We start from the raw sequence: 25658 nt of genomic DNA, 5'->3' as shown, positions 1-25658 counted from the left end.
AAAACCTCATATAGTTAAGTCATTTTCTTCTTTTAAACTTATACCTTCACTAACTAGATCTGAAAGTATGAAGAAAATTTGTGAAATTATCAGATATATAAAAATTCCAAAATATATAAATACATTGGTGATAGAGGCACTTAAATTTAAATTTGTATAAAATATTATTAAAATCATTAAAAATATTCCAGCGATAAATGAAAGTCCAATATTTTGGAGACCTCTATACATTCTTTTATCAAAAATGCAGTCCTTTTTGTATAAAATAAGACAACTAAAACCAAATATTAGAGCTAAAACTGTAACTAAAAATACAAATTCCAAAAGAATTAATAATGGATATCTCATATTTGAAAATTCTGGATATAATGATGAAACCATGCCCGAAATATTTACCAACTTGTATGCCAAAATTAATAATGATGCAATTAAAATCAATAGAGAGATTTCTACTAACATTACTCTAAACTTTTTCATATCTCACCTCTGTATTTATAATATCAATATTGTTATCGAATTGCAATAACTATTTATCGATATTAGATAAATAATTTTACTTATTATGTCATTCTGAGCGAAAGAAATCTGTAAGATTTCTGAATCGAAGGATCTGCATGTAACGGGGAAATTTTGTTTGGGTAAAAAAAGAAGTATAAAGGAAAAGATAATAAAAAAAGGCTTCTACCTATATCTACAAAACTACTCCTATACAGGCAGATTCCTCGATTACAGAAAATTCTCACGAATTTTCTTTCACTCGGAATGACAGTTGTGGGGTGTCGTTGCTCTTTCCAATGTCATCTCGACTAAGTGAACAAAGCAAACGCATAAAGAGTCTACAATTAGTGGAGAGAATCTGTAAAGTTTAAAATACAAAAAGTAATATTAAAAATAATAAAAAACTTCTATTTATCAACACATAGCGACTCCTCTACAGGCAGATTCCTCGATTACAGAAAATTCTCACGAATTTTCTTTCACTCGGAATGACAGTTGTAGGAGTTGTCGTTGCCCTTTCCAATGTCATCTCGACTAAGTGAGCATAGCGAACGCATGGAGAGATCTGCATTTAATGGAGAGGATTTGTAAGGTTTAAATAAAAAAGTATTCAAGCACCTAAACCACGAACAATTATAGCAAAAAGTCGAAAATGATTTTTAACTGTTCGAGTGTAAGCGAGTTTTAAAAATCCGACTTTTTGCGAGTAAAAAGAAAAACTAAAGAGGTAAAAACTTTGTCTAAAAAAGGCGTGGGGTTTGGTTGGTTGCTCGAAGGAAAGGAAAAGGGGGCCTCGCAGCGAAAGCCCAATGCCCCCTTTCCTTTTTTCGAAAGATAAATATAAGATAGAAAAATTTAATTATTATATACTAAAATCAAGTATTGGCCCCTCTGGTACAATTTGATTTGGATTTATCATTGTGTGTGATTTATAATAGTGAGTTTTGATATGATTCATATTTACAGTTTCTTTTATACCATCCATATTATAAATCTCACGAGTATATCTCCAAATATTTTCATAACTTGTAAGTGGTCTCAAATTACATTTGAAATGCCCAAAATATACGGAGTCAAATCTAACTAAGGTTGTAAATAGTTTAATATCTGCTTCTGTAAAAACATCACCCACTAAATATTTGTTTTTGGAAAGTATTTCTTCAACTTTATCTAGTGCTCTAAAAAGATTTTCAACCTCTTTATTATATACATCTTGCTCAGTTGCAAATCCAGCTTTATATACTCCATTGTTGATATTCTCATATACCAATTCGTTTATTTTATCTATCTCTTCTCTGTATTCTTTAGGATAGAAATCTCCATCCTTTGCTCCTAAATCATCAAAAGCTTCATTAAAAATTCGCAATATTTCTGACGACTCATTATTTACTATTTTCTCTCTCTTCATGTCATAAAGTACCGGAACTGTCACTCTGCCTGTATAGTCTGGGTTAGAATGTGCATAAACTTCATATAAATATTTAAAACCATGTACTTTATCAGTTGTTGCACCTTCATAACCGCCAAATTCCCATCCATTTTCATACATGATCGGGCTGACAATTGAAATATCAATTAAATCTTCTAAGCCTTTTAATTTTCTTGCCATTAATATTCTAGATGCCCATGGACATGCATAGGAAATATACAAATGATACCTGCCTTTTTCTGCAGGAAATGTCTGTCTATCTTCAAATTTAGACCCATCTTTTGTTACCCAATCTCTAAAAGAAGAGTCTTTTCTTATAAACTTGCCACCTGTAGATTTTGTATCATACCATTTGTCTTGCCATTTACCTTCAACTAATAATCCCATAAATCCTCCTTGTACAGATTAAATTGATTTTTTATCTACATATTTTTCAAATATTTCCATAAATTCTGTGCCAGTAATTGTTTCTTTTTCTAGCAAGAATTCTGATAATTCTTTCATTGCATCTTTATTATCTGCAATCATCTGACGAGCTTTTTCTTGTGCATTTTTGACTATTTCCACTATTAAATCATCAATTTCTTTTAGTGTGCTTTCAGAGCAATTCATATTTCCTTTCTCACCCATATAGCGAGCACCTTGTTCTTGAAATCTTACCATACCAAACTTTTCTGCCATACCATATTCTACTACCATTGAGCGTGCAAGTTCTGTTGCTTTTTCAATATCATTTGCTGCACCAGTTGATATTTCATTAAATATTACCTCTTCAGCAGCACGACCACCACATAGAGTTGTGATGTGATTTATTAAATCATCTTTTGTATATAAGTTTTTTTCAGATTCAGGTACTTGCATTGTATATCCAAGTGCTCCTGAAGTTCTTGGTATTATAGTTATCTTTTCTACCGGTGGAGAACCAGTTTGAACCGCTGCCACAAGAGCATGGCCAATCTCGTGATAGCTGACACGTTTCTTTTCCTCTGGCGATAGTATATCTTGTTTCTTTTGTTCTCCAGCTATCACCACTTCAATAGACTCTTGAATGTCTTCTTGTTGTACTTTTTCATGACCCATTCGCACAGCACGAAGAGCAGCTTCATTTAAAATATTGGCAAGCTGTGCACCTGATGCTCCAGCTGTTGACCTTGCGATTAGCGAATAATCTATATCATCTGCCATCAGATAATTTTTGGCATGAACTTTTAATATATCAATTCTATCTTTAAGAGAAGGAAGCTCGACTCTAATTTGTCTGTCAAATCTGCCAGGACGAAGCAGGGCTGGATCTAATATTTCTGGTCTATTGGTAGCAGCAAGCATCACTATACCAAGATTCGCATCAAAGCCGTCCATCTCCGTCAATAATTGATTTAGAGTTTGTTCACGTTCGTCATTTCCAGAAATACCAACAGAATCTCTTTTTTTACCTATTGTATCTATTTCATCAATAAATATAATACATGGAGCATTTTTCTTTGCTTCTTCAAATAATTCTCTGACCTTAGCTGCACCTCTGCCCACAAACATCTCCACAAATTCTGGTCCAGCCAATGAATAAAATGGAACATGACTTTCACCTGCAACAGCTTTTGCAAGAAGTGTCTTACCAGTACCAGGAGGTCCTACCAATAGAGCTCCTTTGGGACACTTTGCTCCAATTCGGGAATATTTTTGGGGATGTTTTAAATAATCTACTATTTCTACTAAAGAATCTTCTGCTTCTTCTTGTCCCGCAACATCATCAAAAGTTACAGTGTCGCCACTCGGTTCATATTTTTCAATTTTTTTGCCTTTGAATAGCCCACCTTGCATTGAGCCCATTTTATTCATGAGAGTTCTTCTAAACATGAAGAATATAAATATAGGAAATGCCCAAGTCATCAAGAGCGATAAAAATATGCTTGGTTTTTCGGGTATTTCTGCTCCATATTCTACATTTTTTGCGTCTAACTCTTCTGTTATATTTGGGTCTGGCATTTTTCCAGTTTTATAAATCCCTATTTTCGAACTATCAGGCGATTTTTTCTCAAATATAATTTGATTTTCTTCAAATTTTATTTTTTCTATCTCGTCATTTCTAAGCATCTGTTTAAACTGAGAATAATCGATTGTAGTCATACTATTCTCTGAAATAATTGGTAATATCAACCAATTAAAAGCAAAAACAGCAAGTATTGCTATAATATAATATTTAAAAATATTATAATTAGGATTTCTATTATCCTTTTCATCTTTCATATTAAACACCTCTATTTATATGTAAAAATATGTAATAATTAAAAATTAAAACACTTGTAATCTTATACTTACCCCAATATTTGATAAAAAATATAGATATTATTATATGTATAGTTATGTATTCTTTAATTGAGTTATGATAAGTTTACTTTTAAATAGATTCTAATACCAAAAATAATTCTAAATAAAATAAAAATCTATTTCACAAAAAGATTCTCAGTAAAGACACTTTTTGTGAAATAGATTTATAAAAATTTTAAATTTGACCTATTGCTTTTAATATGATTTGTGCAATAATTGCTGAGCCAATATACGTTCCAAGCATTACAATAATCGCAAGGGCAACTATTTTTGGTCCTGTTTTCTTAAGGCCATCTAAATTGGCACCAGTATAAATACCCGCATATGCAAGGATTGGTGTACATAAAGTTACAAAATCCACATTTGATGTATAATAGCTGACTTTGTCTGCAAAAGGAACGCCTGGTATTGTAGCTATAGTTGCAACTGTAACTATATAAGCTACTGCAGGAATATTACCTGGCATTATATTTGATAAACCAATTCCAATTATACAAAGTATAGCAAGAATTATCACTCCCGGAATACCCAACAGAGGACTAATTCCTGGTCCAATGTAGTTTGCTATAACAGAAATTACAGCTGTAATTGCAAGCACAATTATTTGATGTTTAAATTTCATTTGTCTTCCTCCCTATTTTCTTTTTGTTCAGGATTTAATTCATAATTTTGTGGCGGCTCGTGTTTATATTTAGATTTATAGCAAATTCTGTAGAGTTTTTCAGCTAGAGGAAGAGCAATAAATACTGACATATAAACTCCATCAAGACCAGAAAGCAGGTTAGATGCAGCTCCAAAGGCTGTTAATTTATCCGCCATTTGTGGGAACAATTCCACCAAAGCTCCTACAGATGCAGTCATCATTGAAGCTGATCCAACTCCTGATGCCATCGCAAGAGAATATGGGTGAAGGGGCGTTGCAGTAGCAAGTAATGAAGCTATAATTCCCATAAAAATTGTACCAAAAACAGTCCCTATAATATAAACTCCTAACACGCCTTCGCCTTCTTTGGAATCTAAGCCATACTTTTCTGCTATAAGTGCTACATTGGGCTCTCTTCCTATTGAGTGAGCACCTCCTATAACTTCTCTTTTAAGTCCAAGCATTACTCCAATAGGGACGCCAATTATTACTGTACCTACATTACCAAATTCTTGTAAAATTAGTGCCGGTGATGATTGAATGATTGTACTAATTGTAGGTCCAATAGTAGTTCCATATTTTGCCATTAAAAGTAATAATGTTACAGTTATAAGCTGACCAGCATCGTCCATTTCTTTTTGCTTTGCAATATTTAGAAACTTTGGAGTAGTAAATATACCTATTACTAATGCAAATAACATTGGAAGCAGTACAATTGTACCTATCCCAACATCAAATGTGTGTTTTCCAATAAGTTCTGCAATTATTACAATAGCAAGTGCAATTAAATGCAGTTTGATGTTTTTCATATTATTCTCCTTTCAAAAATCTAGTAGCCACTTCTACAAAAAGGGCACTACCTTTATACATAAGACTTTCATCTATGTCAAATTTAGAATTGTGATGAGGATATATTTTTCCATCATCATAGACCCTTGGATTTTCTAGTGCCAAAAATGTTCCGGGTGCTTCTTGCAAGAAAAATGCCACATCTTCGCCACCCATTGTTGGTTGTTTAAGTTCAATTACATCTTCTTCTCCAAACAAGTCTATAGCAATGTTTTTCACAAACTCAGTAAACTTTTCATCATTAATCACTGTCGGATAAAACCTTTCATATATAACTTCAGCCTTAGCATTATATGCAGCAGCTATATTCTCTGCAATTTCAGACATTCTTTTTTCAATTAAGTCTCTTGTATTTTCATCCAAATTTCTCACAGTTCCCTCTTCCCATACAACATCTGGAATAATGTTTTGTGTCGTTCCACCATGTATTTGACAAATTGAAATTAATGCGGGAATATTGGGGTCAATTTCACGAGATATAATTTTTTGAAGACCCAGATTAATTTCTGAAATTATAATAATAGGATCAATTACTTGATGAGGTCTAGCACCATGGCCACCTTTTCCAGTTACAATTAGTTTAAATCTATCCATCGAAGCCATCATAGGCCCTTTCTTATATGCCACAGCTCCCTTTTTTACACCGTCAAATAAAGTTCCAGCATGCATGCCAATAACTGCGTCTACTTTAGGATTTTTCATAGCACCTTCATCAAGCATTGGTTTAGCACCGCCAGGAATTTCTTCACCAGGTTGGAAAAAGATTTTAACTTTTCCATTTAGTTCATCTTCCATGCCCTTTAATATTTTCGCAGCACCTAGAGCCATTGCACTGTGAGAATCATGTCCACATGCATGCATCCTGCCCTCATGTGTTGATTTGAATTCATTTTCTGTTTCTTCTTCAATAGGAAGCGCATCCATATCCGCTCTTATAGCAATGCATTTGCCGTCAACCTTTCCAATTTCAGCTACAATTGCATTTCCATTTACTAGTAACTTATAATCAATATCGTATTTTTTAAGTTCTCCAGTTATATAATCAACAGTTTTTGGCAAATTTAATTGCAACTCTGGAATTTTATGCAATTCTCTTCTATCTTTAATTATTTCACTTTCCATTTTTTTCGCTAAATCTAAACTTTTCATAATAACTCCTCTTTTTTCTTCAAATAGAAAGAATGTTTTAATGCTTTGGTATATTAGTTCAATATACTCATTGTTTTTTATACTCTATTGTATTACTATTTATATAAAAATACAATCATTATTTTAAATTATAATATAGTTTTTTAGCCTATTCTGTACTATTTAAATATTCTTTTTCTAGTTTTAGATAATTGTATCTATAAAAACTCTCTTTGAACAATTAAATTAATTTTTCCACCAACCATATCACAAACACCAATAACAAATAATATTTCAACAAAAATAAGTGGTATGTCAAAATTAATATTTGACACACCACCAATAAAACTTAAAGATTATGCTGTTTGTTGTTCTTTTTTATTTAATACTTTTTGAGTTACAAATGTAAGCACCAATGCTCCAAGTCCTATTGCGTCAGTAAGAAGTTTTGGATCAAGAAGTCCAAAAGCTGCAACTACAAGTATAACTCTTTGCCAAGCTCTAAGTTTTCCAAATAAATATGCTTCAACTGTTCCTGCCAAGCAAACTGTTCCTATTAAAGCTGTTGCTATCGTTGGAAGAGCCGCTGTCACAGGTAGCCAATTAACAGTTGTGCCTACAACCGAATCTACCATTATCAAATGTGGATTTATAACAAATATATACGGTATTATAAATGCCCCTATGGCCAGCTTAAATGCCTGCACTCCCGTTTTCATCGAGTTAGAACCAGCGATACCTGCTCCTGCATATGCTGCAAGTGCAACTGGAGGTGTAACGTCAGCAACTACACCAAAGTATAATATAAATAAGTGAGCTGACATCAAGTTAACTCCAAGTTTAGTTATTGCTGGAACTGCCATAGTAGCTAGTACAATATATTTTGCCGTAGTAGGAAGTCCCATACCAAGTATAATTGAAGCAACCATTGTTAGAAGTAAAGTAGGTATCAATTTACCTTGTGCTATAAGAACTATAACTTCTGCAATTTTAAGACCAAAACCTGTTAAAGTTACAACACCAACTATCATACCTGCACAAGCACATGCACATGCTACACCAACTGCAGATTTAGCACCCGCTTCCATTGCTCCTATAATATCTTTTGGAGTAAATGAACCATCTTTTTTAACCAAAGATGCAACAAGTGCTACAACAACACCAATTACTATACCAACTAGAGCAGCCAATGTAGGTGGATATTGTTTAATTAACATAAATATAATAGCTATTAAAGGTAGAGTTAAATAACCTTGCTTAGCCAAAATTTTAGAAACTTTTGGAAGTGAATTTCTTGGCATTCCTTTTAGACCAAGTTTACATGCTTCCAAGTGGACCATAGTACCAACTGCAATATAATAAAGAACTGCTGGAATTATAGCTGCTTTTACAATTGAAATATATGGAAAACCAGTAAAATCTGCCATAATAAATGCGGCAGCACCCATTACTGGAGGCATTATTTGTCCTCCTGTAGATGCCGTAGCTTCAACCGCACCTGCATAATGTGGTTTATAACCAACTGATTTCATAAGCGGAATTGTAAATGCACCAGTAGTAACTGTATTTGCAACAGATGATCCTGAGATTGAACCCATAAGTCCAGATGAAAGAACTGATGTCATTGCAGGTCCTGATTTTGTAGAACCAGTAAGTGCATAAGCAAAATCTATAAAGAATTCACCCACACCAGTTTTATCCAAAAATGATCCAAATAATATAAACATAAATACGAAAGTAGATGATACTCCAAGAGGCGTACCCATAATACCTTCAGTTGTCATATACATATGTGAAACAATTCTTGTTATATTGAAGCCTCTATGTGCAAAAACACCTGGCAAACTACGGCCAAAGTATGCAAATAGCAAGAATATGATGGTAACTATAGGAAGCTCAGGTCCAACTGCTCTTCTTGTAACTTCTAAAGTTAGTAATACAGATAGAACTCCCATCACCATGTCAAAGGTAGTCATTCTACCACCTTTTAGTGCAATCTCTTCAACATTAAAGAATATGTATCCCCATACTACTACAGAAACAATTATCAACAACCAGTCTAAAATTTGAATTTTAGTTTTTGATGATTTTTCACTACCTGGAAATAATGCAAATCCAAGAGTAAAAGCAAATATCAAGTGAAGCGATCTTTGTTTCATAGCTAAAAGTGTACCATGGTAAGCTGTAAATAAATGAAAAGCCGACATTAAAATTGCAACGATTGCTATAATTTTTGCCACAGTACCTGTTAACTTTCTAAGTTTGCCAGTCTCAAGGTCATATTGTTCCATCAACTCATCAACGTCCATAGCTCCAAGTTCTTCAGCTGACTTCATAATGCTGGCATCATCAGTTTGAGCGTTATTGTCGTCTTTTATATTTTGAGTTTTTGGCTCTGTTTCATCTTTTTTTATCCCTTCATTTTCTAGATTTACATCTAGTTTTTTGTCTTTATTGTCCAATTTGGCACCTCCTCAGTGCATATTGTAAAAGTGAAATATTTTCAGTGGAAAACTCTAAAGCTTCTTTAGGTTTGGAAAAATCTGTAAATGGAATTTCTTTATTCCCAATTACAAATTTATGATTTGCCCTAACGGCTCCAGTCCTATAAATAACATTTTCGAAAGGTTCTTCCATATCATAGAGTACGAATCCACCGTCTTCATCATATTTAAATTTATAAATAAGATTAACTGGTAGTCCCGCTCCTTGAGAATGATATCTTTCTTCCATTAGTACCAATATTCCGTCTCTTGCTTCATACCATTCACTTGTCTCTGTCCTTTGAACAGAATGAGTGTAGACAATACCAAACATTTCTCCATCCTTTAAATGTTCAATTCTTCTAATATCTTTATCAAAATAAGATTTTACTATTATTGCATCAATTTTTATAAAGGATAGAACAAGAAAAATAAATATAATAAAGAGTATTGGAAGGAAAAACTTCCTTCCAACGCCCCCTTTATTTCTTACATTCATTATTTAACTTCATCAAAATATTTTTGTGCACCTGGATGAACTTCAATACTCATACCATCAAGAGCTTTATCAAGAGCAATGTCTCCACCTCTTGCGTGAGATTCTTTCATTGTATCCAAGTTTTCAAATAAAAGTTTTACTATATTGTAAGCATCAGCGTCAGCCATGTTTTCATTTACAACAAGCATAGATTGAACTGCAACTACTGAAACTTCGCCTTCTTGTCCTTTGTATTCAGTAGGAGTTATATTTAAGTGAACATAGAATGGATATTTTTCAATCAATTCATTAGCTTTATCTTCTGCTATTGGAACTAAGTGAACATCGTGAGTTGTAGCAAGTTCAGTAATAGCTGAAGATGGAATAGCTGCTGTTAAGAAAGTAGCATCTATTTGACCAGATTTAATTTGATCAGAAGCTTCAGCAAATGATAAAAAGTCAACTTTTCCTAAATCATCATAAGTAATTCCATGAGCATCAAGAATTTGTTTAACATTGACTTCTACACCAGAACCTGGAGCTCCAACTGCAACTCTTTTGCCTTTAAGGTCATCTATAGTTTCAATTCCAGACTCATCTGAAGCAACTATTTGTACTATTTCAGGATATAGACAGCAAAGTCCTCTTAAAGACTCTTGTTTATTTCCTTCAAAAGTATCCGTACCATTTACTGCGTAGTAAGATACGTCATTTTGGATGAATGCGATTTCAGCATCGCCATTAGCAATTAATTCTACGTTTTCAACAGAAGCACCAGTAGCTTGAGCTGTAGCTGTATAATCTAGCCCTGCACCGTTAAGGATATTAGATATTGCTCCACCTAATGGATAATATGTACCACCAGTACCACCAGTTGCAACTGACATAAATCCACCTTCAGTTTCCATTAAACCATCAGCAGACACTTCTGCGTTTCCGCCATTTTCTTTAGCGTTTTCTTCAACTTTTGTGTTGTTAGCGCCATTATCTTTTTTGGCATTATTGCCGCCTCCACAAGCAGTCAAAGTACCTAAAACCATAGCAATTGCCATGATAAGTGCAATAAGTTTTTTCTTTGTCATAATATTCCTCCTTGACATAATTCAAATAAACTTATATATTTATGAAAATGTTTATTTGTTATTTTTATATTACCCCATTAAATAAAAAAAGTCAATGAAATTGACAAAAACTAATCTATGTAAAATTGTATAATTGATTTTTCATAGTTTAAAAAAATTATTATTTATGACTGCAGTTTAGCCAAATTATTTTTTATAAATACATAGCATGTTAATTATTTTAAAATACGTTCATATTTGCTGATTTAGTGCGGTATTATACTTAAAATATATCCAATCGTTTTCTTTTAACAAAAATATTGTTTGTATCTTAAACATTTCTATATCCTAATTGTTAAATTGATAAATATTCAATTAAAATAATAAAAAAGTTTAAGAATTAATCGTCTTAAATTATTCAAGCAACTTATATTTTATAATTTATATCTAATTGAAAGTAATTTATTATGAATAATAAAAAAATAAAATTTGGAACATTATCTCTCAAGTGATTACATATACCAAATTTTATTTTTAATTTCACTATATTTAATTGTAATAATTATAAAATTAATTTCTACTTAATACTAATCCAAGTTTTATACTATTTAAACCCTTATTAAAGATATAATTTCTATACAAATGGATTTTAGCTTTAATTATCGCCTAACATTTCTTTTAATTCGTTAATTAATGTCATATTAGTAACATCATATAAAAGCGGACTTACCGTAGCATAATTTTCCATAAGATAATTTATATCGGACTCTACGTCTTTTGCAGCTTCAGGGAAACCTTTAAGTTTCATATTATAACCTTCTTCATCCTCTGAAACATCATAGATGCTCATTACATCTTTACCAACTTTGCAAACTTTAATTCCTTTTAAATTTTCATATTCTGCATAAGGAACATTGATATTTAATACTTGCACTGTGGAGAAATTGTCAAGCTTGTCAAATACTTCAAGTGCAACGCGAGCTGCTGCTTCATACTTTGAATGTCCTTTTTTCCACTGTGCCGACACTGCTATTGCTGGTATTCCAAAAAGATTTGCCTCTATAGCTGCAGATACTGTACCTGAATATAATACATTTGTGGCAGAGTTAAATCCAGAGTTTATTCCAGAAAAACAAAAATCAATTTTATCATCTATCAAGTGTACTGCTGCACGTACACAGTCAGCAGGTGTTCCATATACGCAAAGACATGGAACGTCTTTTAAACCTTCAAGCTCAACTTTTTGAACCATTAAAGGATGTTTAAATGTTATGGCATGTGACTTACCAGAATTTTCTACATTAGGGGCTGAAACTATTACTTTATGTCCCGCATCTAATATAGCTCTTGCCAATACTTCTATTCCCTCTGCATTTATTCCGTCATCATTTGTTACAAGTATATTCAAGTTATCCCCCTCAAATTTCGTATACAGCTGATGGCACAAAACGCGGCGCTACATCAATTGTATAATCTACATCTTCTTCTTTAAAACTTTCAGATAGAATATTCTTTATCGTTTTAAGTGCTAAATCAGGCAGATTATTATCTGATGATAAATGACCTAAAAGTATTTTTTCATTCTTTTTTTTCAAAAGTGTGTCCAAAACCTCAGCTGCATTTTCATTTGAAAGATGACCTTTTGTCGATAGTATTCTCTGCTTTGTGGGCCATGGATATGTTCCATTCATTAGCATCTCTACATCGTGATTTGATTCTAAATAATAAAATTCAGATTTATCCATTGCTTCCATAGATTCGCTATTTATCCAACCGGTATCAGTGAGTACAGATAGTTTTTTGTTGCCATTTATTACAAAACCACAACCCTGTGCACAGTCATGAAATGTAGATATTGGATTGATGTTTAGGTCTTTAAATTGAAAATTTCTTTTATTTTCAAATATAAATGTGTTTTTTGTATCTATTTCTTTGACTGTTGGACGCATTCTTTCGAAAGTTTTCATATTAGCAAAAACTTTCAAATCATATCTTCTTGACAAAACCCCTACACTTTTGACATGGTCAATATGTTCGTGAGTTACAAAAATTGCATCTATTGTTTTAGGATCTACTCCTATTTCTTTTAAGTTTTGTTCTATTTTCTTGCCTGAAAGGCCTGCATCTATTAATATTCTTGTATTTTTATATTCAATATATTGGCAGTTTCCACTTGATCCACTTGCCAATGAACTAAACTTCATAATAAACCTCCATGTTCATTTTAACACAGCTATATTTTTTTGTTAAGGCTTAGTAGTTATCAACTACAATAAAATCACCATCTGAAAATTCTATTTTCCATGCAGGTATTGCTCTTCCTTTAACTGCTCTAGTTATATCTTCAATATAACCTTGGTCTTCTGGGTTAAAATAGTAACAAGGGGATATTTTGTTTATGGTTTTTGAGTATACATCTTCTTTATTCAATAGAGAAAGTAGAGCCTCTGGGGCGGGTGATAAATATATTTCTTGATCGGATTTATCTACTACATTTAGCCAAAGTCTATCCATAGATACAACTCCACGTCCATCAATTACAAAATTTGTGTAAGTTGATTCTAGAGGTAGATTTTCAAATTTTTTAGTGTAGTTTAATATATATTTATCATCAACCACTTCAAAATAGGAAAGTGCCATGTTTCTTGTGTCGTATTTTCTTTTTAACATAAAGTTTTCAACTATTTGTTGTGCTTCGTCTAAGTCTTTTATTTTATATTTTTGCTCTTCTTTCCTATTTTCATAAAATATTCTCTTATTGTTTACTAAATTTATATATTCTTCACCAAGTGATATTACTGTCCTATCGGTAGAAGGCCTTGTAATAGTACCCTTTCCATCAAAATATACATCATTTAAATCTTTGGGTTCAGATATTTGTAGCTCTACAAGTACCGATGGCAATAGCAACCCTTTTTTTGGTATATCTCCATCGATTTCTATTTGTTTTTCTTTTAATATACTAACTACTTTTCTTGTAAATTCTGTCGTGCCAGATTCATCTCTAAATCTAACTTTGTTGTAATTTATATAGAAAAATAACAATAAATTAGCTATTAAAAGCACTATTATTAGAATTATTTTCGACTTTTTCCAATCCATTTTTAAACATCTCTAACTTTCCATCTGTTACATCAAAATAATACTTTTTATCTCCACAAATTATCTCGTATACAAGTTTGGGTTTTTTGACTGCACTTTCTTGATCATTTAAATATACCATATTTATAGATGTAATTTTGGATAGCATATCCACAACTTTATCTCCATCAAATAAATGCGTGTTTCGTCTTACAATGTCGTCTATATCCTCAAGATAGATATCTTCTTGTTCGTAACTTGGATCATCGACCTCCCTTATATAATATTCTCTATAACTTTTAACATGTTCAGAAAACACATCTATTTCAATAAAGGAATGATCTTTTGATGTGAGAACTAGAGGAATTGCTCCATCTTTTAAATTAAAGTAAAATGAATACCCTCTATTTTCTCCTAAATCTAGTGGTTCAATTTTTTCTAAATATATACCACCACTGATGCTGGTTTTTCGTGCTATAAATTCTATGGCTTTATTTAAAGACCTGTACAAATTTCTGTCTTCATTTGTAAACTTTGAATTGTTTGAATATTCTATGCTTGTGTTTGTGAGAGATAGATATTCATTTTCATATACGAAAGTCTCTTTATCATCTTCGGTTATTTCACGTATATAATCTATTGGTGCATTTAAAAATCTTTGTGCTAGATTAGATTTTTCACTATCTAATAAATCTTTAAGACCTGATTTATAATATACTTTCTCTATTTTTATATGATTATTTTTTGGTACCAATATATCTTTCTTAATTCCATAAGCTTCAAAAAAGTTAAGGGATTCAATGCCATTTTTTTTGCCTTCTTCCAGTACATCCTCAATATTTATATTGGTCTTTATGCCGTCTAATTTATAATAATTATTTCCACCTGCAACATAAATTTGATTTTCTTTGTCTATATAAATCGAGTCCACGCTCAAATTTATATCACTTGCACCGCCTTCATCTCCTATTAAATTGACAAATATAGAGCCTGATAATGGAGAGTTAAATTTAAAAACTATTGATTCTTTATTTTGAAGATTTAGAAACTCGTCTGTTGATATTACCATCAAATTGTCACTTGTTGCTTTTTTGAGTGTTTCTGAAATATCTTTTATAAATTCACTCCAAAATTTGCGTGTTTCTAGAAGTACATAATGCTCTTTGAAAGAATAATTTGCCACTATTCTCTGAGGCATGAGCACTTCTGTCATTATTTGAGTAGAGTTTGCATTGCCGTTGAAATTTTCTTCTTTTTGACCAAAATCCATCCATATAAATCTCGATTGAAAAAGAAGTAGCAAAAAAAGAAAAACTATTAAGCCTGTGGAGAGATAATTTTTATCTTTAATCTTCATCTAAATCACCTGCTGGAAAATACAAACATACAGTTGTGCCTTTATTTAGAACTGAATGGATGTTCATTTTTCCACCAAAACTTTCAATCATCTCTTTGGCTATAGATAGACCAAGACCAGTACCTCCCATTTGTCTACTGCGTCCCTTCTCTACTCTGTAAAATCTTTCAGTTATTCTATTTAAATCTTCTTCTGGTATTCCAATCCCATTATCTGATATTTCAATTTGGACAAAATCATCTGCGTTTTTTGCAGATATTTCAATTTTGCCATTTTCTTCAGTATATTTACATGCATTGGAAATTATATTGGTAAGTATTTGTTCGGCACCATTTCTATCTGCATGTATATCCCTTATATCCATTGGAATATCAAATTTAATTTTGTGATTTTTGTTTTGTATTAAAATTGACTGCGATTCTATAGCCTCATCTATAAATTCATAAGTGTCAAATTTAGTATAATTTAGTTCGCCCCTATTATAATCAATATTTGATAGATATAATAAATCTGTTACAATGCGGCTCATCCTAAAATTTTCTCTGTCAATTACTTTTAAAAATCTTTTTTCATTTTCTCTATCAAGTTCCGTATCTAAAAGCGTTTCTGTATAAGATTTAATAGTTGTTATAGGCGTCTTTAGTTCGTGGCTGACATTTGCCACAAACTCTTTTCTCATTATATCCAGCATATGTTCCTTGTTTACATCTTGGAATACGATAATTAGACCAGAATTTACATTATAATCTGATTTATAAGGGGCAAATTTTACTTTATAAAACTTATCGCCTATTTTAGTGAGCTCCTCTCCCTTTAATGTTTCTTCTTCTTTGTAGTCAATTTTTTCTAAATTTATACTGGCAAGATTAATTATTCTATTTATATCTTTATCTGAAATATTTAAAAGTTTTTTGGCAATGGAATTGGAGTGAACTAGCCTATTTTTTCTATCAATTGCAATTACTCCTTCTGCCATATAATTAAATATTGTGTCGAGCTTTGATTTTTCAAGGTCCATTTGCTCAATAGTCTCTGCCAATTCTTGGGTTAAATAATTAAACATTGTGGCTAATTTACCTATTTCGTCATCACTTTTGACATCAACTTTCTGGTTGAAATTACCCTTTGCCATCTTACGTGCTTTTTTGGTTAAATCTCTAATAGGCACAGTTATAGAATTTGATATAAAATAACCCAAAATAGATGTAGCTATAAGGGAAATAATAGTAGCATTTGTTATTATAACTTTAGATTCGTCTATTATTGTATATATAGAATTTAAATCTCTTGTCATATACATTATACTCTGAATTTTACCCTCATCTGATAGCATCGGTCTTACTATATGTTTTTCTACTGAATTTTCATTTTGATAACGCACTATTTTTTCACGTGTCTTGCCATCAAGTGCATCCATAATTAACTTTGGCTCAAGAGATGTCATGGAATATGCACTATTTAATTCATCTTCTTTCAAATCTCTTGTTGAAGCAATTATCATTGGACTTTTGTCTGTTGACAAAATATATACAGCTTCACCACTGGAAATACCCCAGTCTTTCAATGTTTTATCAAGCTGGGGTAGTGCATTTTCCATATTATCTTTTAATAGAGCCGTAGTTGTAGTTGCCATTGTATCCATGGTTTTAATCATGGATTCAGTGGCATTTTCTACTTGAATTTTTTCAAGTCTATCTACAATAAATGTGGCTACAATTGACATTGCAATTGCAACCAAAACTACATAAATCAAAATAAATCTATATTTAATACTTTGAAACATTATTGCTCCTCGTCGGAGTCATCAAAATAATATCCGACACCTCTTTTAGTTTTAATATATTTAAACTCTTTATCTTTGTCTTCTATCTTTTCACGAAGACGTCTAACTGTAACATCTACAGTTCTAATGTCGCCATAGTATTCATATTCCCAAACCTTTTCTAGTAGCTCTTCCCTAGAAAAAACTTGTCCTGGCGTTTCAGCCAAATATTTTAGAAGTTCAAATTCTCGAAGAGTAAGCTCCATAACCTCTCCTCTTTTTCTAACTTCGTATTTTACAAGATCTATCTCAAGATCTTTTGCCTGCATAATTTCTTTTTCGTCTTTTTTGTCAATAAAATCACTTCTTCTAAGAACTGCTTTTACTCTAGCTAAAAGCTCTCTCATTGAAAATGGTTTTACTACATAATCATCAGCACCAAGTTCAAGTCCAAGTACTTTATCTACCTCTTCTTCTCTGGCTGTGAGCATTATCACGGCTATATTTGAACACTTCCTAATTTCTCTAAGAGTTTCAAAACCATTTAATTTTGGCATCATAATATCAAGAAGCACTAGCATATAGTCGTTTTTTTCCACTAATTCAATTGCCTCTCGTCCATTGTCTGCAGTGTCTACAAGATAGCCTTCTTTTTCAAAATTAAATTTAATAATTTCAGAAATGGCAACCTCATCATCGACAACAAGTATTTTATCCTCCATTAAATTCATTCCTTTTTTAAAGATTAGTTATTTTCATCAGTTCTAGTAAATATTTCGTTGTTTCCCTTTTCAGAGTATAGTATCAAAAGAGTTTTTGTATCTACAATTCCCTGTATAGTTAGAATCATATCATAAAATCTAGTAAGATCACTTGTGTTTATAGTTTTTATTCTAAGCATAATACATTGCTCTCCAGTTACTCTATAGCATTCAAAAATTTTGAAGTTCTCATCTTTTATTTCCATAATTGAAGAGATAAGTCTATCAAAATCATTTGTATTTACTTTAGCAAGTACAAATGTGTCCACATTATAACCTATTTTTTGCCAGTCTATTAAAACCTTATAACCCTTGATGTATCCAGCCTCTTCCATTTTATATATTCTTCTGTGAATTGCTGGCCTAGTTAAATTCAAGTGTTTTGAGATTTCTTCATGGCTCATTCTTCCATTTTCTTGTAAAAGTTCTAGAATCTTTATATCGATTTCATCTAAATTTACATTTTTCTTCATAGAATCTCCTCATATTTTATTACGTTCTGATTTTAAATAATTTAAAGGTTTACTTTATTTTAACATATTTATAAAATAATTAAACAAGCGAAATCAACTTTTTTCTTAAATTTAAATAATTTATCACTTTATCATCTCAAAATCTTTAAGTGTTTTATAAAATAGTATATAATTAACTCTATGGAGGCTCTTATGAAAAAGAATGGACTCTTAAATTATAGACCACTAAAATTAGAAGATGTTTATACATTTAAAAACTGGGGTCATCATGATTCCATACTATATTATGACTATAATTTTTGTCAGGATAGCAAAAGTGAAATGCTCGCTTGGTATAATTGGAAAACCAAAAAACCATTTTCGAAGTATTTTGCAATAACTATTGACGAAAAACCAATAGGATTTTTGTCATTAAAAAAGATTAATAAAATATTAAAATCTGCGACCCTTGGAATTGTAATTGATCCAAATTACATAAACATGAAAATTGGTACTAAAATATTAAATATATTTTTCAAAGATTTAGAGCAAAAAGGATATTTAAAAATTTATCTTTATGTAGCCTCTTTTAATAAAAGAGCAATACATCTATATGAAAATCTAGGATTTAAAAGAGTTCAAACAAAACTTATGGCCTTCCAGAACGGAAAAATCACTGAAGATGACCCTCAATTTGTAGAAAATAAAGAATGTTTTAAAAAAGTATTAAATAAAACATTCTTTTATGCTTATAAAATGGAGCTTCATTTAAAGAAAAGGTGAATCAATGTTTAAATTACAAAATAATAAATACGATTTAGGAGAAACAGCAATACCCAATATATTTTTAAACGACTTCATGCCTGGTGCTAATGGCGATTTTGTAAAAGTGTATATATTAGGATATAAATTTGCAAAAGAAGGTAGAAAAGATATAAATAATGGAAACATAGCAGATTTTTTGGGAATACTAGAATCTGATGTTATAAGAGCATGGCAATATTGGAATAAAATGGGCATTGTAAATATAGATAAGAGTTACAACGTAGAATTTGTTGATTTAAAAGAATTATATATAACGAATGTATATAATCTTAAAAAAGAAAAAAAGAAAGACAAAGGTTATTCTGAAGTTGTTGAAAATCCTACAATTGCCAACTTATTAACTAGAGTTGAATTTTTAATGAGAGAGCCAATACCTCCAATGAAAAAACTTGATATAGCTAATTGGATATCCGCATACAATATGCCGGCAGAATTAATAGAAGAAGCTTTCTTTTATGCAACAGAAGTTAAAGGCATTTATAAAATCAATTATATAGAGCAAATTGTAAGGAATTGGTCAAAAGACAATATCCGAACTATGGAAGATATTGAAAAATCATATATGGAACATGATATAAGATACATGAGATATTCTAAAGTGATGAGATATATTGGCCTTTCCAAAAAACAATTTACCCAAGTAGATTTTAACATCATAAATTCTTGGTTCGATGAATTTGGATATACTCTCGATATTGTGCTTGCCGCCTGCAATAGAACTTCAAAGATTCAAAATCCAAATGTTAACTATGTTGATGCAATTTTAAGAAATTGGAAAAAACTCGGCATAAATTCTGTAGAAGAAATAGAAGAAAAAGATAGACAAAAGAGAAAAAGAAAGCCAACAGCCTTCCATAATTTTAAACAGATAACAGACAATTATTCTGATGACGAGCTAGAAAATGTTGCAATGAAAAAACAAAGAGAAGGCTTTAAAAAATTAGGTGTTGATTATGAAACTTTCCGCGAAGATAAATAAATACTATGAAGATATAAATAGAAAAAATAGAATATTAGAAGAAAAACGTCGCGAAGAAATTTACAAAAAAATTCCTCAGATTAAAGAAATAGACTCCTTAATCACCAAAATTGGACTAAATGCAAGTTTAGAGCAAATAAAAAATCCAAGTGAAGAAAAAAGCATCAAACATTCTGAAGAGATATACAATTTAAAAGTTGAAAAAGTTAAACTATTAGAAAAAAATGGATATCCAGAGAATTATCTAAAAGAAATTTACAACTGTGAAATTTGCAAAGATACAGGATTTACTGAAAATGGTGAAAAATGCAGATGTCTACAAAAGCAAATTGTAGAAGAACTATATGATATGAGCTCTATTTCCTATGTGTTAGAAAAAGAAAATTTTGACACTTTCGATTTAAATGTATTTTCTGATAAGGTATACGAAAAATTTGATATATCTCCCAAAGAAAATATGGCCAGAGTATTAAAAATTGCCCAAAAATATATTCATACTTTTGACGATAAAAATGATTTGAATCTATTGTTTTGGGGCCCTACTGGACAAGGAAAAACTTTTCTTTTGAACTGTATAGCAAAAGAACTCATGGATAGAGATAAAATAGTAATATATCAAACTGCCTATGAAATAGTAAAAACTCTAGAAGACCGCAAGTTTAGACACAAAGGAGACGAAGAAAAGTATAATCTTTATTTTGAATCTGACTTATTAATCGTAGATGATTTGGGGATAGAACTAGTAACAAGCTTTACAAATTCAGAAATTTTTAATATCATTAATACAAGACTTTTGCGTGGCAAAAAAACGCTAATATCTACAAATTTATCGCCAAAAGAACTATCAAACACTTATACAGACCGAGTGTTTTCACGAGTCTTTCAAAAATTTGTACCCATAAGGTTTTTTGGTGAAGATTTAAGATGGCAGTAGGGGGAAAAAATGAAAATATCACAAAGAGTTCAACGGGTTGAGTATTCAGCAATAAGAAAGCTCAGTCCATTAGCTGAAAAAGCTAAAAAGGAAGGCAAAAAAATATACCATTTAAATATTGGAGCACCTGATGTTGATGTGCCTGATGTTTATTATGAAACTTTTCAAAATGTTGAGAAAGGTCCACTTCCATATGCCCCATCAGAGGGACTTGAAAGCTTAAGAGTCGCCATTTCAAATTATTATAAAAATAAAAATATAAATTATTCACCAGATGAGATAATTATTACAAATGGTGGCAGTGAGGCACTGTTATTTGCAGTAGAAGCAGTTGCAGATGCCGGTGATGAAATTATTACTACTGACCCTTTTTATTCAAATTATAATACAGTTTTTCAACAACTAAATGTTTCAATAAGTGCATTTAAAACAAGTCCCGAAACAGGATTTGCAATTCCATCAAAAGAAGAAATCGAAAAAAATGTATCAGATAAATCTGCAGCTATACTTCTTTCTAATCCTACAAATCCAACAGGAGCAATGTATAGTAAAGATGAGCTAATGCGTATTTGTGAAATTGCCAAAGAGCATGACTTATTTATAATAGCCGATGAGGTTTATCGCGAATTTATTTATGATGACAATAATTATATATCTTTTGGAGAAATAGAAGACATAGAAGATAGGCTAATACTGGTAGACTCTATCTCTAAAAGATTTGCAGCATGTGGTGCAAGAATTGGATCTATAGCTTGTAAAAATAAAGAATTTATGTCAGCTATTGGAAAACTTGCAACTTCAAGACTCGCAGTTGCTACAATTGAACAAATGGCTGCTGCCAAGCTATACGAAGAAACTGATGAGTATTTTGAAAAAGTCAACAGAGAATATCAATCTCGAAGAGATACAATATATGAAGAACTTATAAAAATACCAGGAGTTAAAGTTGAAAAGCCAAGGGGCGCATTTTATATAATGCCTATTCTACCTGTGGATGATTCTGAAGATTTTGCAAAATGGCTACTTGAAAGCTTTGATATAGACGGTGAAACTTTGATGCTAGCTCCAGCAGATGGTTTTTTCAAAAATCCACTTGATGGCAAAAACATGGTGAGAATAGCCTTTATTTTAAATAATGAATCAATTAAAAAAAGCATGCGTATACTGAGAGAAGGCTTAGAGGAGTATAATTCAAAAAATGAAACGAGAAAAAGTATTAAAAATTCTTGAAAAAATTTTAATATTTATTGTCACACTTATCATGATACTGGTGATGGCAAATCAATATATTAAAACATCTCATAGTGCGAGAAATGAAACTATAATACTTGCTCAAATAATTCTTATAATATTTGCAGCTATTATTTCTTTAATTATGAGTATTATAGATAAAAATAAAACTTTAACTATAGCTTTACTCGTGATGTATTTGTTATCTGGCGGTCTATTTTTAATTTTTAAAAATGCTGGCAGAATATAATTAATATTAAATTTGTTGTTATTGTGTTATAATGACAGATGGTACAGGGTTTTACAGTTTTTCTGTGAGCCCTTTTTTATAGTTGAAATTTTTGTTTAGCGAAAAGGAGGAATTATGAACATTGAAGAAATGGAAAAATACTTGCGTAAATTGATAGATTCAAAAGATTTATTGACTTTGCAAGAGGAAGTATCGAAGCTTAACGAAGCTGACCTTGCCGAAATATTAGAAGAATTCGATGACAGAGAAACTCTTCTCGTTTTTAGAATGCTGCCCAAAGACTTATCTATAGATGTATTTAGTCATATGACCTCGTCGCAACAAAAAAAACTAGTTGCTTCAATGACTGATAAAGAGCTTGATGCAATAATAAAAGAACTATATTTTGACGATAGAATTGACTTTTTAGAAGAAATGCCTGCATCGCTTGTCACAAGAATTATAGGAAATGCTCCAGCTGAAGAGCGAAAGTTAATAAATCAGTTCCTACAATATCCAGAATATTCAGCTGGCTCTATAATGACAATAGAATATGTGGCACTTAGTCCTGATATGACTGTCAAAAAAGCTCTTGAATATATAAAAGAAGTTGGAATGAGTAAAGAGACCATTTATACCTGTTATGTAAAAGATAAATATCAAAAACTATTAGGCTTTGTATCTTTGAGAGAATTGGTTATCAGTGACGAAAATTTAATAGTTGAAGATATAATGCTCGAAGATGTAGTTTTTGCTGAAACTTTGGATGACCAAGAAGAAGTCGCTGACAAATTTGTAAAATACGGCTATTTGGCACTGCCTGTAGTTGATAAAGAACATAGACTTTGCGGTATTATAACATTTGACGACGTAATGGATGTAATTGAAGAAGAGGCCACAGAAGACTTTCACAGAATGGCTGCTATTGAGCCTTCAGTTTCTTCATATATAGATGAATCACCATGGAACTTAGCAAAACACAGAATACCATGGCTATTAATTTTGATGATTTCAGCAACATTTACTGGTGGAATTATAAATAAATATAATTGGATTATAACTGACTTTTTAATTTTAACAAACTTTATACCGATGATTACTGACACTGGTGGTAATACCGGATCGCAATCATCAACTATGGTCATCCGTGGGCTTGCCACTGGTGATATCGAACTAGATGATATGTTTCCAGTTATATTTAAGGAAGTTAAAATTGGTTTTATAGTAGGCTCAACTCTTGCTTTTGTAAACTTTTTAAGACTTATTTTTCTAGCTCAAGCACCTCTTCCCATTGCATTTGTAGTTACTTTAACAGTTATCGTTACTGTTATTCTATCTAATTTGATGGGTGCATTTTTACCAATAATAGTAAAAAAACTTGGAGCTGACCCAGCATTGATGGCAGGTTCTGTTATTACAACTATCGTAGACTCTCTAGTTTTAATTATTTATTTTGGACTAGCTGGGCTATTGTTATATAGATTTTAGGTTTGAGGGAGAGGCTTTTGCTTCTCCCTATATTTAAACTTTTATAGGAGAATACATGAATTTATTATTAATAACTTTAGTTCTTTTCTTAGCAATAATTGCCACAAAATTTTCAAATAAATCAGGTCTTCCTGCCCTATTACTGTTTTTAGGACTTGGAGTTGTTTTTTCTGCATTAGGTGTAGAGTTTAATGATTACAAAATAGCAAATAATATTGCTACAATTTCACTTATGATAATCATGTTTTATGGAGGATTTGGCACTAATTGGACTATGGCTAAACCAAAAGCAAAAGAAGCTATAGTTTTATCTACATTTGGTGTAATAATTACTGCAATTATTACAGGATTTTTTTGCCATTATATACTCAAATTTAGAATTCTTGAAGCTATGCTTTTGGGTTCTATTGTCGGTTCTACAGATTTTGCTTCTGTATCTAATATTTTAATATCCAAAAAGCTAAATTTAAAATATAAAACTGCCTCATTATTAGAACTGGAAAGTGGTTCTAATGACCCTACAGCATATACAATGACTATGATATTTCTATCATTGATGCTGGGAGAAGAAATAGCTATACCTTTACTAGTATTAAAGCAAGTGGTAATAGCAATAGTCTTAGGTTTTTTTATCGGTTATATATTTTTTATAATAACAGAGAAATTTTCAATTGACCAAGATGGAATTTTTTCTGTTTTCATTGCCACAGCAATGATAGGAACTTATGCTCTTACTAGTTATTTCGATGGAAATGGATATTTATCAATATATATACTGGGAATATATATTGGTAATCATGAGTTTAGGCAAAAACGAGATGTCATATTTTTCTACGATGGTCTATCCTCCATTTTTCAAATTGCAATGTTCTTTTTACTTGGATTATTATCAGATGTGGGTGCAATATTAAAGGCACTACCACAAGGCCTATTCATCATGATTTTTATGTTTTTGATAGCAAGACCAATTGCTGTATTTGGTCTAATGCAACCTTTTAAACTTAAAAAGAATCAGTTAATACTATTATCAATAGCAGGCCTACGAGGAGCAGCCGCTATTGCTTTTGCAATAATGGTCATAAATAGTCATGTGTATTTATCATCAGATATGTACCATATAGTTTTTGTTATATGTATATTTTCCCTTCTAATTCAAGGCAGTATTTTACCCTTTGCTACTAGAAAATTAAATATGTTTGATCCAACTGATTCCGTACTTCGCACTTTCAATTATTATTCTGCAAAAACAAATTTAGAATTCATTCAAACTAAGGTTTCAAAGAATTCACCTTGGATAAATAATAAAATAAGTGAAATACAAATTGCTTTTAATGTAATAATAGCAAAAATTGAAAGAGAAGGTAAATCTATAGTGCCAAGGGGAGATACAGTACTAAAAGAAAATGACCTTATTGTCCTAGGAGGAGAAGCCTATTTTGATAAAACTGGTGAAAAACTTTTAGATATCAAAATATCAGATAATCACAAATGGGCAAATAAAAAACTAAAAGATATCGAAATTCCTGATAATGAGCTAATTATTATGATACAAAAACCCTCAGGAAAATTAATTATACCTAGAGGAGATATAATTCTTAAACAAAATGATCGCATAGTTCTATCAAGACAAGTAAATAAATAAAAAACAATTGACATTATTGATTTT

At 31.3% G+C, this 25658-nt stretch carries 23 protein-coding genes; 7 read left to right on the top strand and 16 right to left on the bottom strand.

Annotated elements, in window-relative coordinates; translation table 11 throughout:
• Positions 1-6: 6 nt before the first annotated feature.
• The 16 genes from ABID14_RS07290 to ABID14_RS07215 all read right to left on the bottom strand — a co-directional run bounded on the left by ABID14_RS07290 (position 7) and on the right by ABID14_RS07215 (position 18328).
• Entirely contained in the window at positions 7-477 is a 471-nt protein-coding gene (locus tag ABID14_RS07290) for a DUF2975 domain-containing protein (protein WP_354368649.1), read from the bottom strand.
• Between the two features lie 883 nt (positions 478-1360).
• A complete protein-coding gene (locus ABID14_RS07285; protein WP_354368647.1) occupies positions 1361-2314 on the bottom strand; it encodes a glutathione S-transferase family protein in 954 nt (317 codons plus the stop codon).
• An 18-nt stretch (positions 2315-2332) separates the two neighbouring features.
• Positions 2333-4171, bottom strand: a complete 1839-nt coding sequence (gene ftsH, locus ABID14_RS07280) for an ATP-dependent zinc metalloprotease FtsH (protein WP_354368645.1) — start codon at positions 4169-4171, stop codon at positions 2333-2335.
• A 256-nt stretch (positions 4172-4427) separates the two neighbouring features.
• Positions 4428-4874 (bottom strand): DUF340 domain-containing protein, encoded by a 447-nt coding sequence (locus tag ABID14_RS07275; RefSeq protein WP_354368643.1) that lies wholly within the window; start codon positions 4872-4874, stop codon positions 4428-4430.
• Positions 4871-5704 carry a DUF3100 domain-containing protein gene (locus ABID14_RS07270; protein WP_354368642.1) on the bottom strand — a complete coding sequence of 278 codons (834 nt, stop codon included), beginning with the start codon at positions 5702-5704 and terminating at the stop codon, positions 4871-4873. Before ABID14_RS07270 ends, ABID14_RS07275 begins: the two co-directional genes overlap by 4 nt.
• A gap of 1 nt (position 5705) precedes the next feature.
• Positions 5706-6893, bottom strand: coding sequence for a M20 metallopeptidase family protein (locus tag ABID14_RS07265; RefSeq protein WP_354368640.1), 1188 nt, complete (start codon positions 6891-6893; stop codon positions 5706-5708).
• A 335-nt stretch (positions 6894-7228) separates the two neighbouring features.
• Positions 7229-9334, bottom strand: a complete 2106-nt coding sequence (locus ABID14_RS07260; RefSeq protein ID WP_354368638.1) for a TRAP transporter permease — start codon at positions 9332-9334, stop codon at positions 7229-7231.
• Positions 9324-9854, bottom strand: coding sequence for a DUF1850 domain-containing protein (locus ABID14_RS07255; protein WP_354368636.1), 531 nt, complete (start codon positions 9852-9854; stop codon positions 9324-9326). The genes ABID14_RS07260 and ABID14_RS07255 overlap by 11 nt, the downstream gene beginning before the upstream one ends.
• Complete coding sequence (locus ABID14_RS07250) at positions 9854-10915, bottom strand: TAXI family TRAP transporter solute-binding subunit (RefSeq protein ID WP_354368634.1); 1062 nt, start codon at positions 10913-10915, stop codon at positions 9854-9856. The genes ABID14_RS07255 and ABID14_RS07250 overlap by 1 nt, the downstream gene beginning before the upstream one ends.
• A gap of 634 nt (positions 10916-11549) precedes the next feature.
• Positions 11550-12302 (bottom strand): 5'/3'-nucleotidase SurE, encoded by a 753-nt coding sequence (gene surE / locus ABID14_RS07245; protein ID WP_354368632.1) that lies wholly within the window; start codon positions 12300-12302, stop codon positions 11550-11552.
• Positions 12303-12312: 10 nt separating this feature from the next.
• Positions 12313-13098: an MBL fold metallo-hydrolase gene (locus ABID14_RS07240; RefSeq protein WP_354368631.1), complete on the bottom strand. Its 786-nt coding sequence runs from the start codon at positions 13096-13098 to the stop codon at positions 12313-12315.
• A 49-nt stretch (positions 13099-13147) separates the two neighbouring features.
• Positions 13148-13996: a two-component system regulatory protein YycI gene (locus tag ABID14_RS07235; protein WP_354368629.1), complete on the bottom strand. Its 849-nt coding sequence runs from the start codon at positions 13994-13996 to the stop codon at positions 13148-13150.
• The gene (locus tag ABID14_RS07230) at positions 13944-15332 is read right to left on the bottom strand and encodes a hypothetical protein (RefSeq protein ID WP_354368627.1); all 1389 of its coding nucleotides are present in this window, start codon (positions 15330-15332) and stop codon (positions 13944-13946) included. Before ABID14_RS07230 ends, ABID14_RS07235 begins: the two co-directional genes overlap by 53 nt.
• Positions 15322-17115 carry a HAMP domain-containing sensor histidine kinase gene (locus ABID14_RS07225; protein ID WP_354368625.1) on the bottom strand — a complete coding sequence of 598 codons (1794 nt, stop codon included), beginning with the start codon at positions 17113-17115 and terminating at the stop codon, positions 15322-15324. Before ABID14_RS07225 ends, ABID14_RS07230 begins: the two co-directional genes overlap by 11 nt.
• Positions 17115-17816, bottom strand: a complete 702-nt coding sequence (locus tag ABID14_RS07220; RefSeq protein ID WP_354368694.1) for a response regulator — start codon at positions 17814-17816, stop codon at positions 17115-17117. Before ABID14_RS07220 ends, ABID14_RS07225 begins: the two co-directional genes overlap by 1 nt.
• 23 nt (positions 17817-17839) lie before the next feature.
• Positions 17840-18328 carry an Lrp/AsnC family transcriptional regulator gene (locus tag ABID14_RS07215; protein ID WP_354368623.1) on the bottom strand — a complete coding sequence of 163 codons (489 nt, stop codon included), beginning with the start codon at positions 18326-18328 and terminating at the stop codon, positions 17840-17842.
• Positions 18329-18520: 192 nt separating this feature from the next.
• Between ABID14_RS07215 and ABID14_RS07210 the strand changes: the two genes are divergently transcribed.
• From ABID14_RS07210 to ABID14_RS07180, 7 genes are all read left to right on the top strand, one after another.
• Complete coding sequence (locus ABID14_RS07210; RefSeq protein ID WP_354368621.1) at positions 18521-19090, top strand: GNAT family N-acetyltransferase; 570 nt, start codon at positions 18521-18523, stop codon at positions 19088-19090.
• 4 nt (positions 19091-19094) lie between these two features.
• Positions 19095-20111, top strand: coding sequence for a DnaD domain-containing protein (locus ABID14_RS07205; RefSeq protein WP_354368619.1), 1017 nt, complete (start codon positions 19095-19097; stop codon positions 20109-20111).
• Positions 20086-21045, top strand: a complete 960-nt coding sequence (locus tag ABID14_RS07200) for an ATP-binding protein (RefSeq protein ID WP_354368617.1) — start codon at positions 20086-20088, stop codon at positions 21043-21045. The genes ABID14_RS07205 and ABID14_RS07200 overlap by 26 nt, the downstream gene beginning before the upstream one ends.
• Before the next feature lie 9 nt (positions 21046-21054).
• The gene (locus ABID14_RS07195; RefSeq protein ID WP_354368615.1) at positions 21055-22275 is read left to right on the top strand and encodes a pyridoxal phosphate-dependent aminotransferase; all 1221 of its coding nucleotides are present in this window, start codon (positions 21055-21057) and stop codon (positions 22273-22275) included.
• The gene (locus tag ABID14_RS07190) at positions 22244-22525 is read left to right on the top strand and encodes a hypothetical protein (RefSeq protein ID WP_354368614.1); all 282 of its coding nucleotides are present in this window, start codon (positions 22244-22246) and stop codon (positions 22523-22525) included. The genes ABID14_RS07195 and ABID14_RS07190 overlap by 32 nt, the downstream gene beginning before the upstream one ends.
• A gap of 114 nt (positions 22526-22639) precedes the next feature.
• Positions 22640-23992 carry a magnesium transporter gene (gene mgtE / locus ABID14_RS07185; protein WP_354368612.1) on the top strand — a complete coding sequence of 451 codons (1353 nt, stop codon included), beginning with the start codon at positions 22640-22642 and terminating at the stop codon, positions 23990-23992.
• 55 nt (positions 23993-24047) lie between these two features.
• On the top strand, positions 24048-25634 hold the full coding sequence (locus ABID14_RS07180; protein ID WP_354368610.1) for a potassium/proton antiporter: 1587 nt from the start codon (positions 24048-24050) through the stop codon (positions 25632-25634).
• Positions 25635-25658: the final 24 nt, after the last annotated feature.

It is taken from the genome of Peptoniphilus olsenii (genome assembly GCF_040545475.1).
GTDB classification, from domain to species: Bacteria; Bacillota; Clostridia; order Tissierellales; family Peptoniphilaceae; genus Peptoniphilus_A; species Peptoniphilus_A olsenii.
Note: the sequence above shows the minus strand (reverse complement) of the source record. Positions and strands in the feature narration are given on the sequence as shown.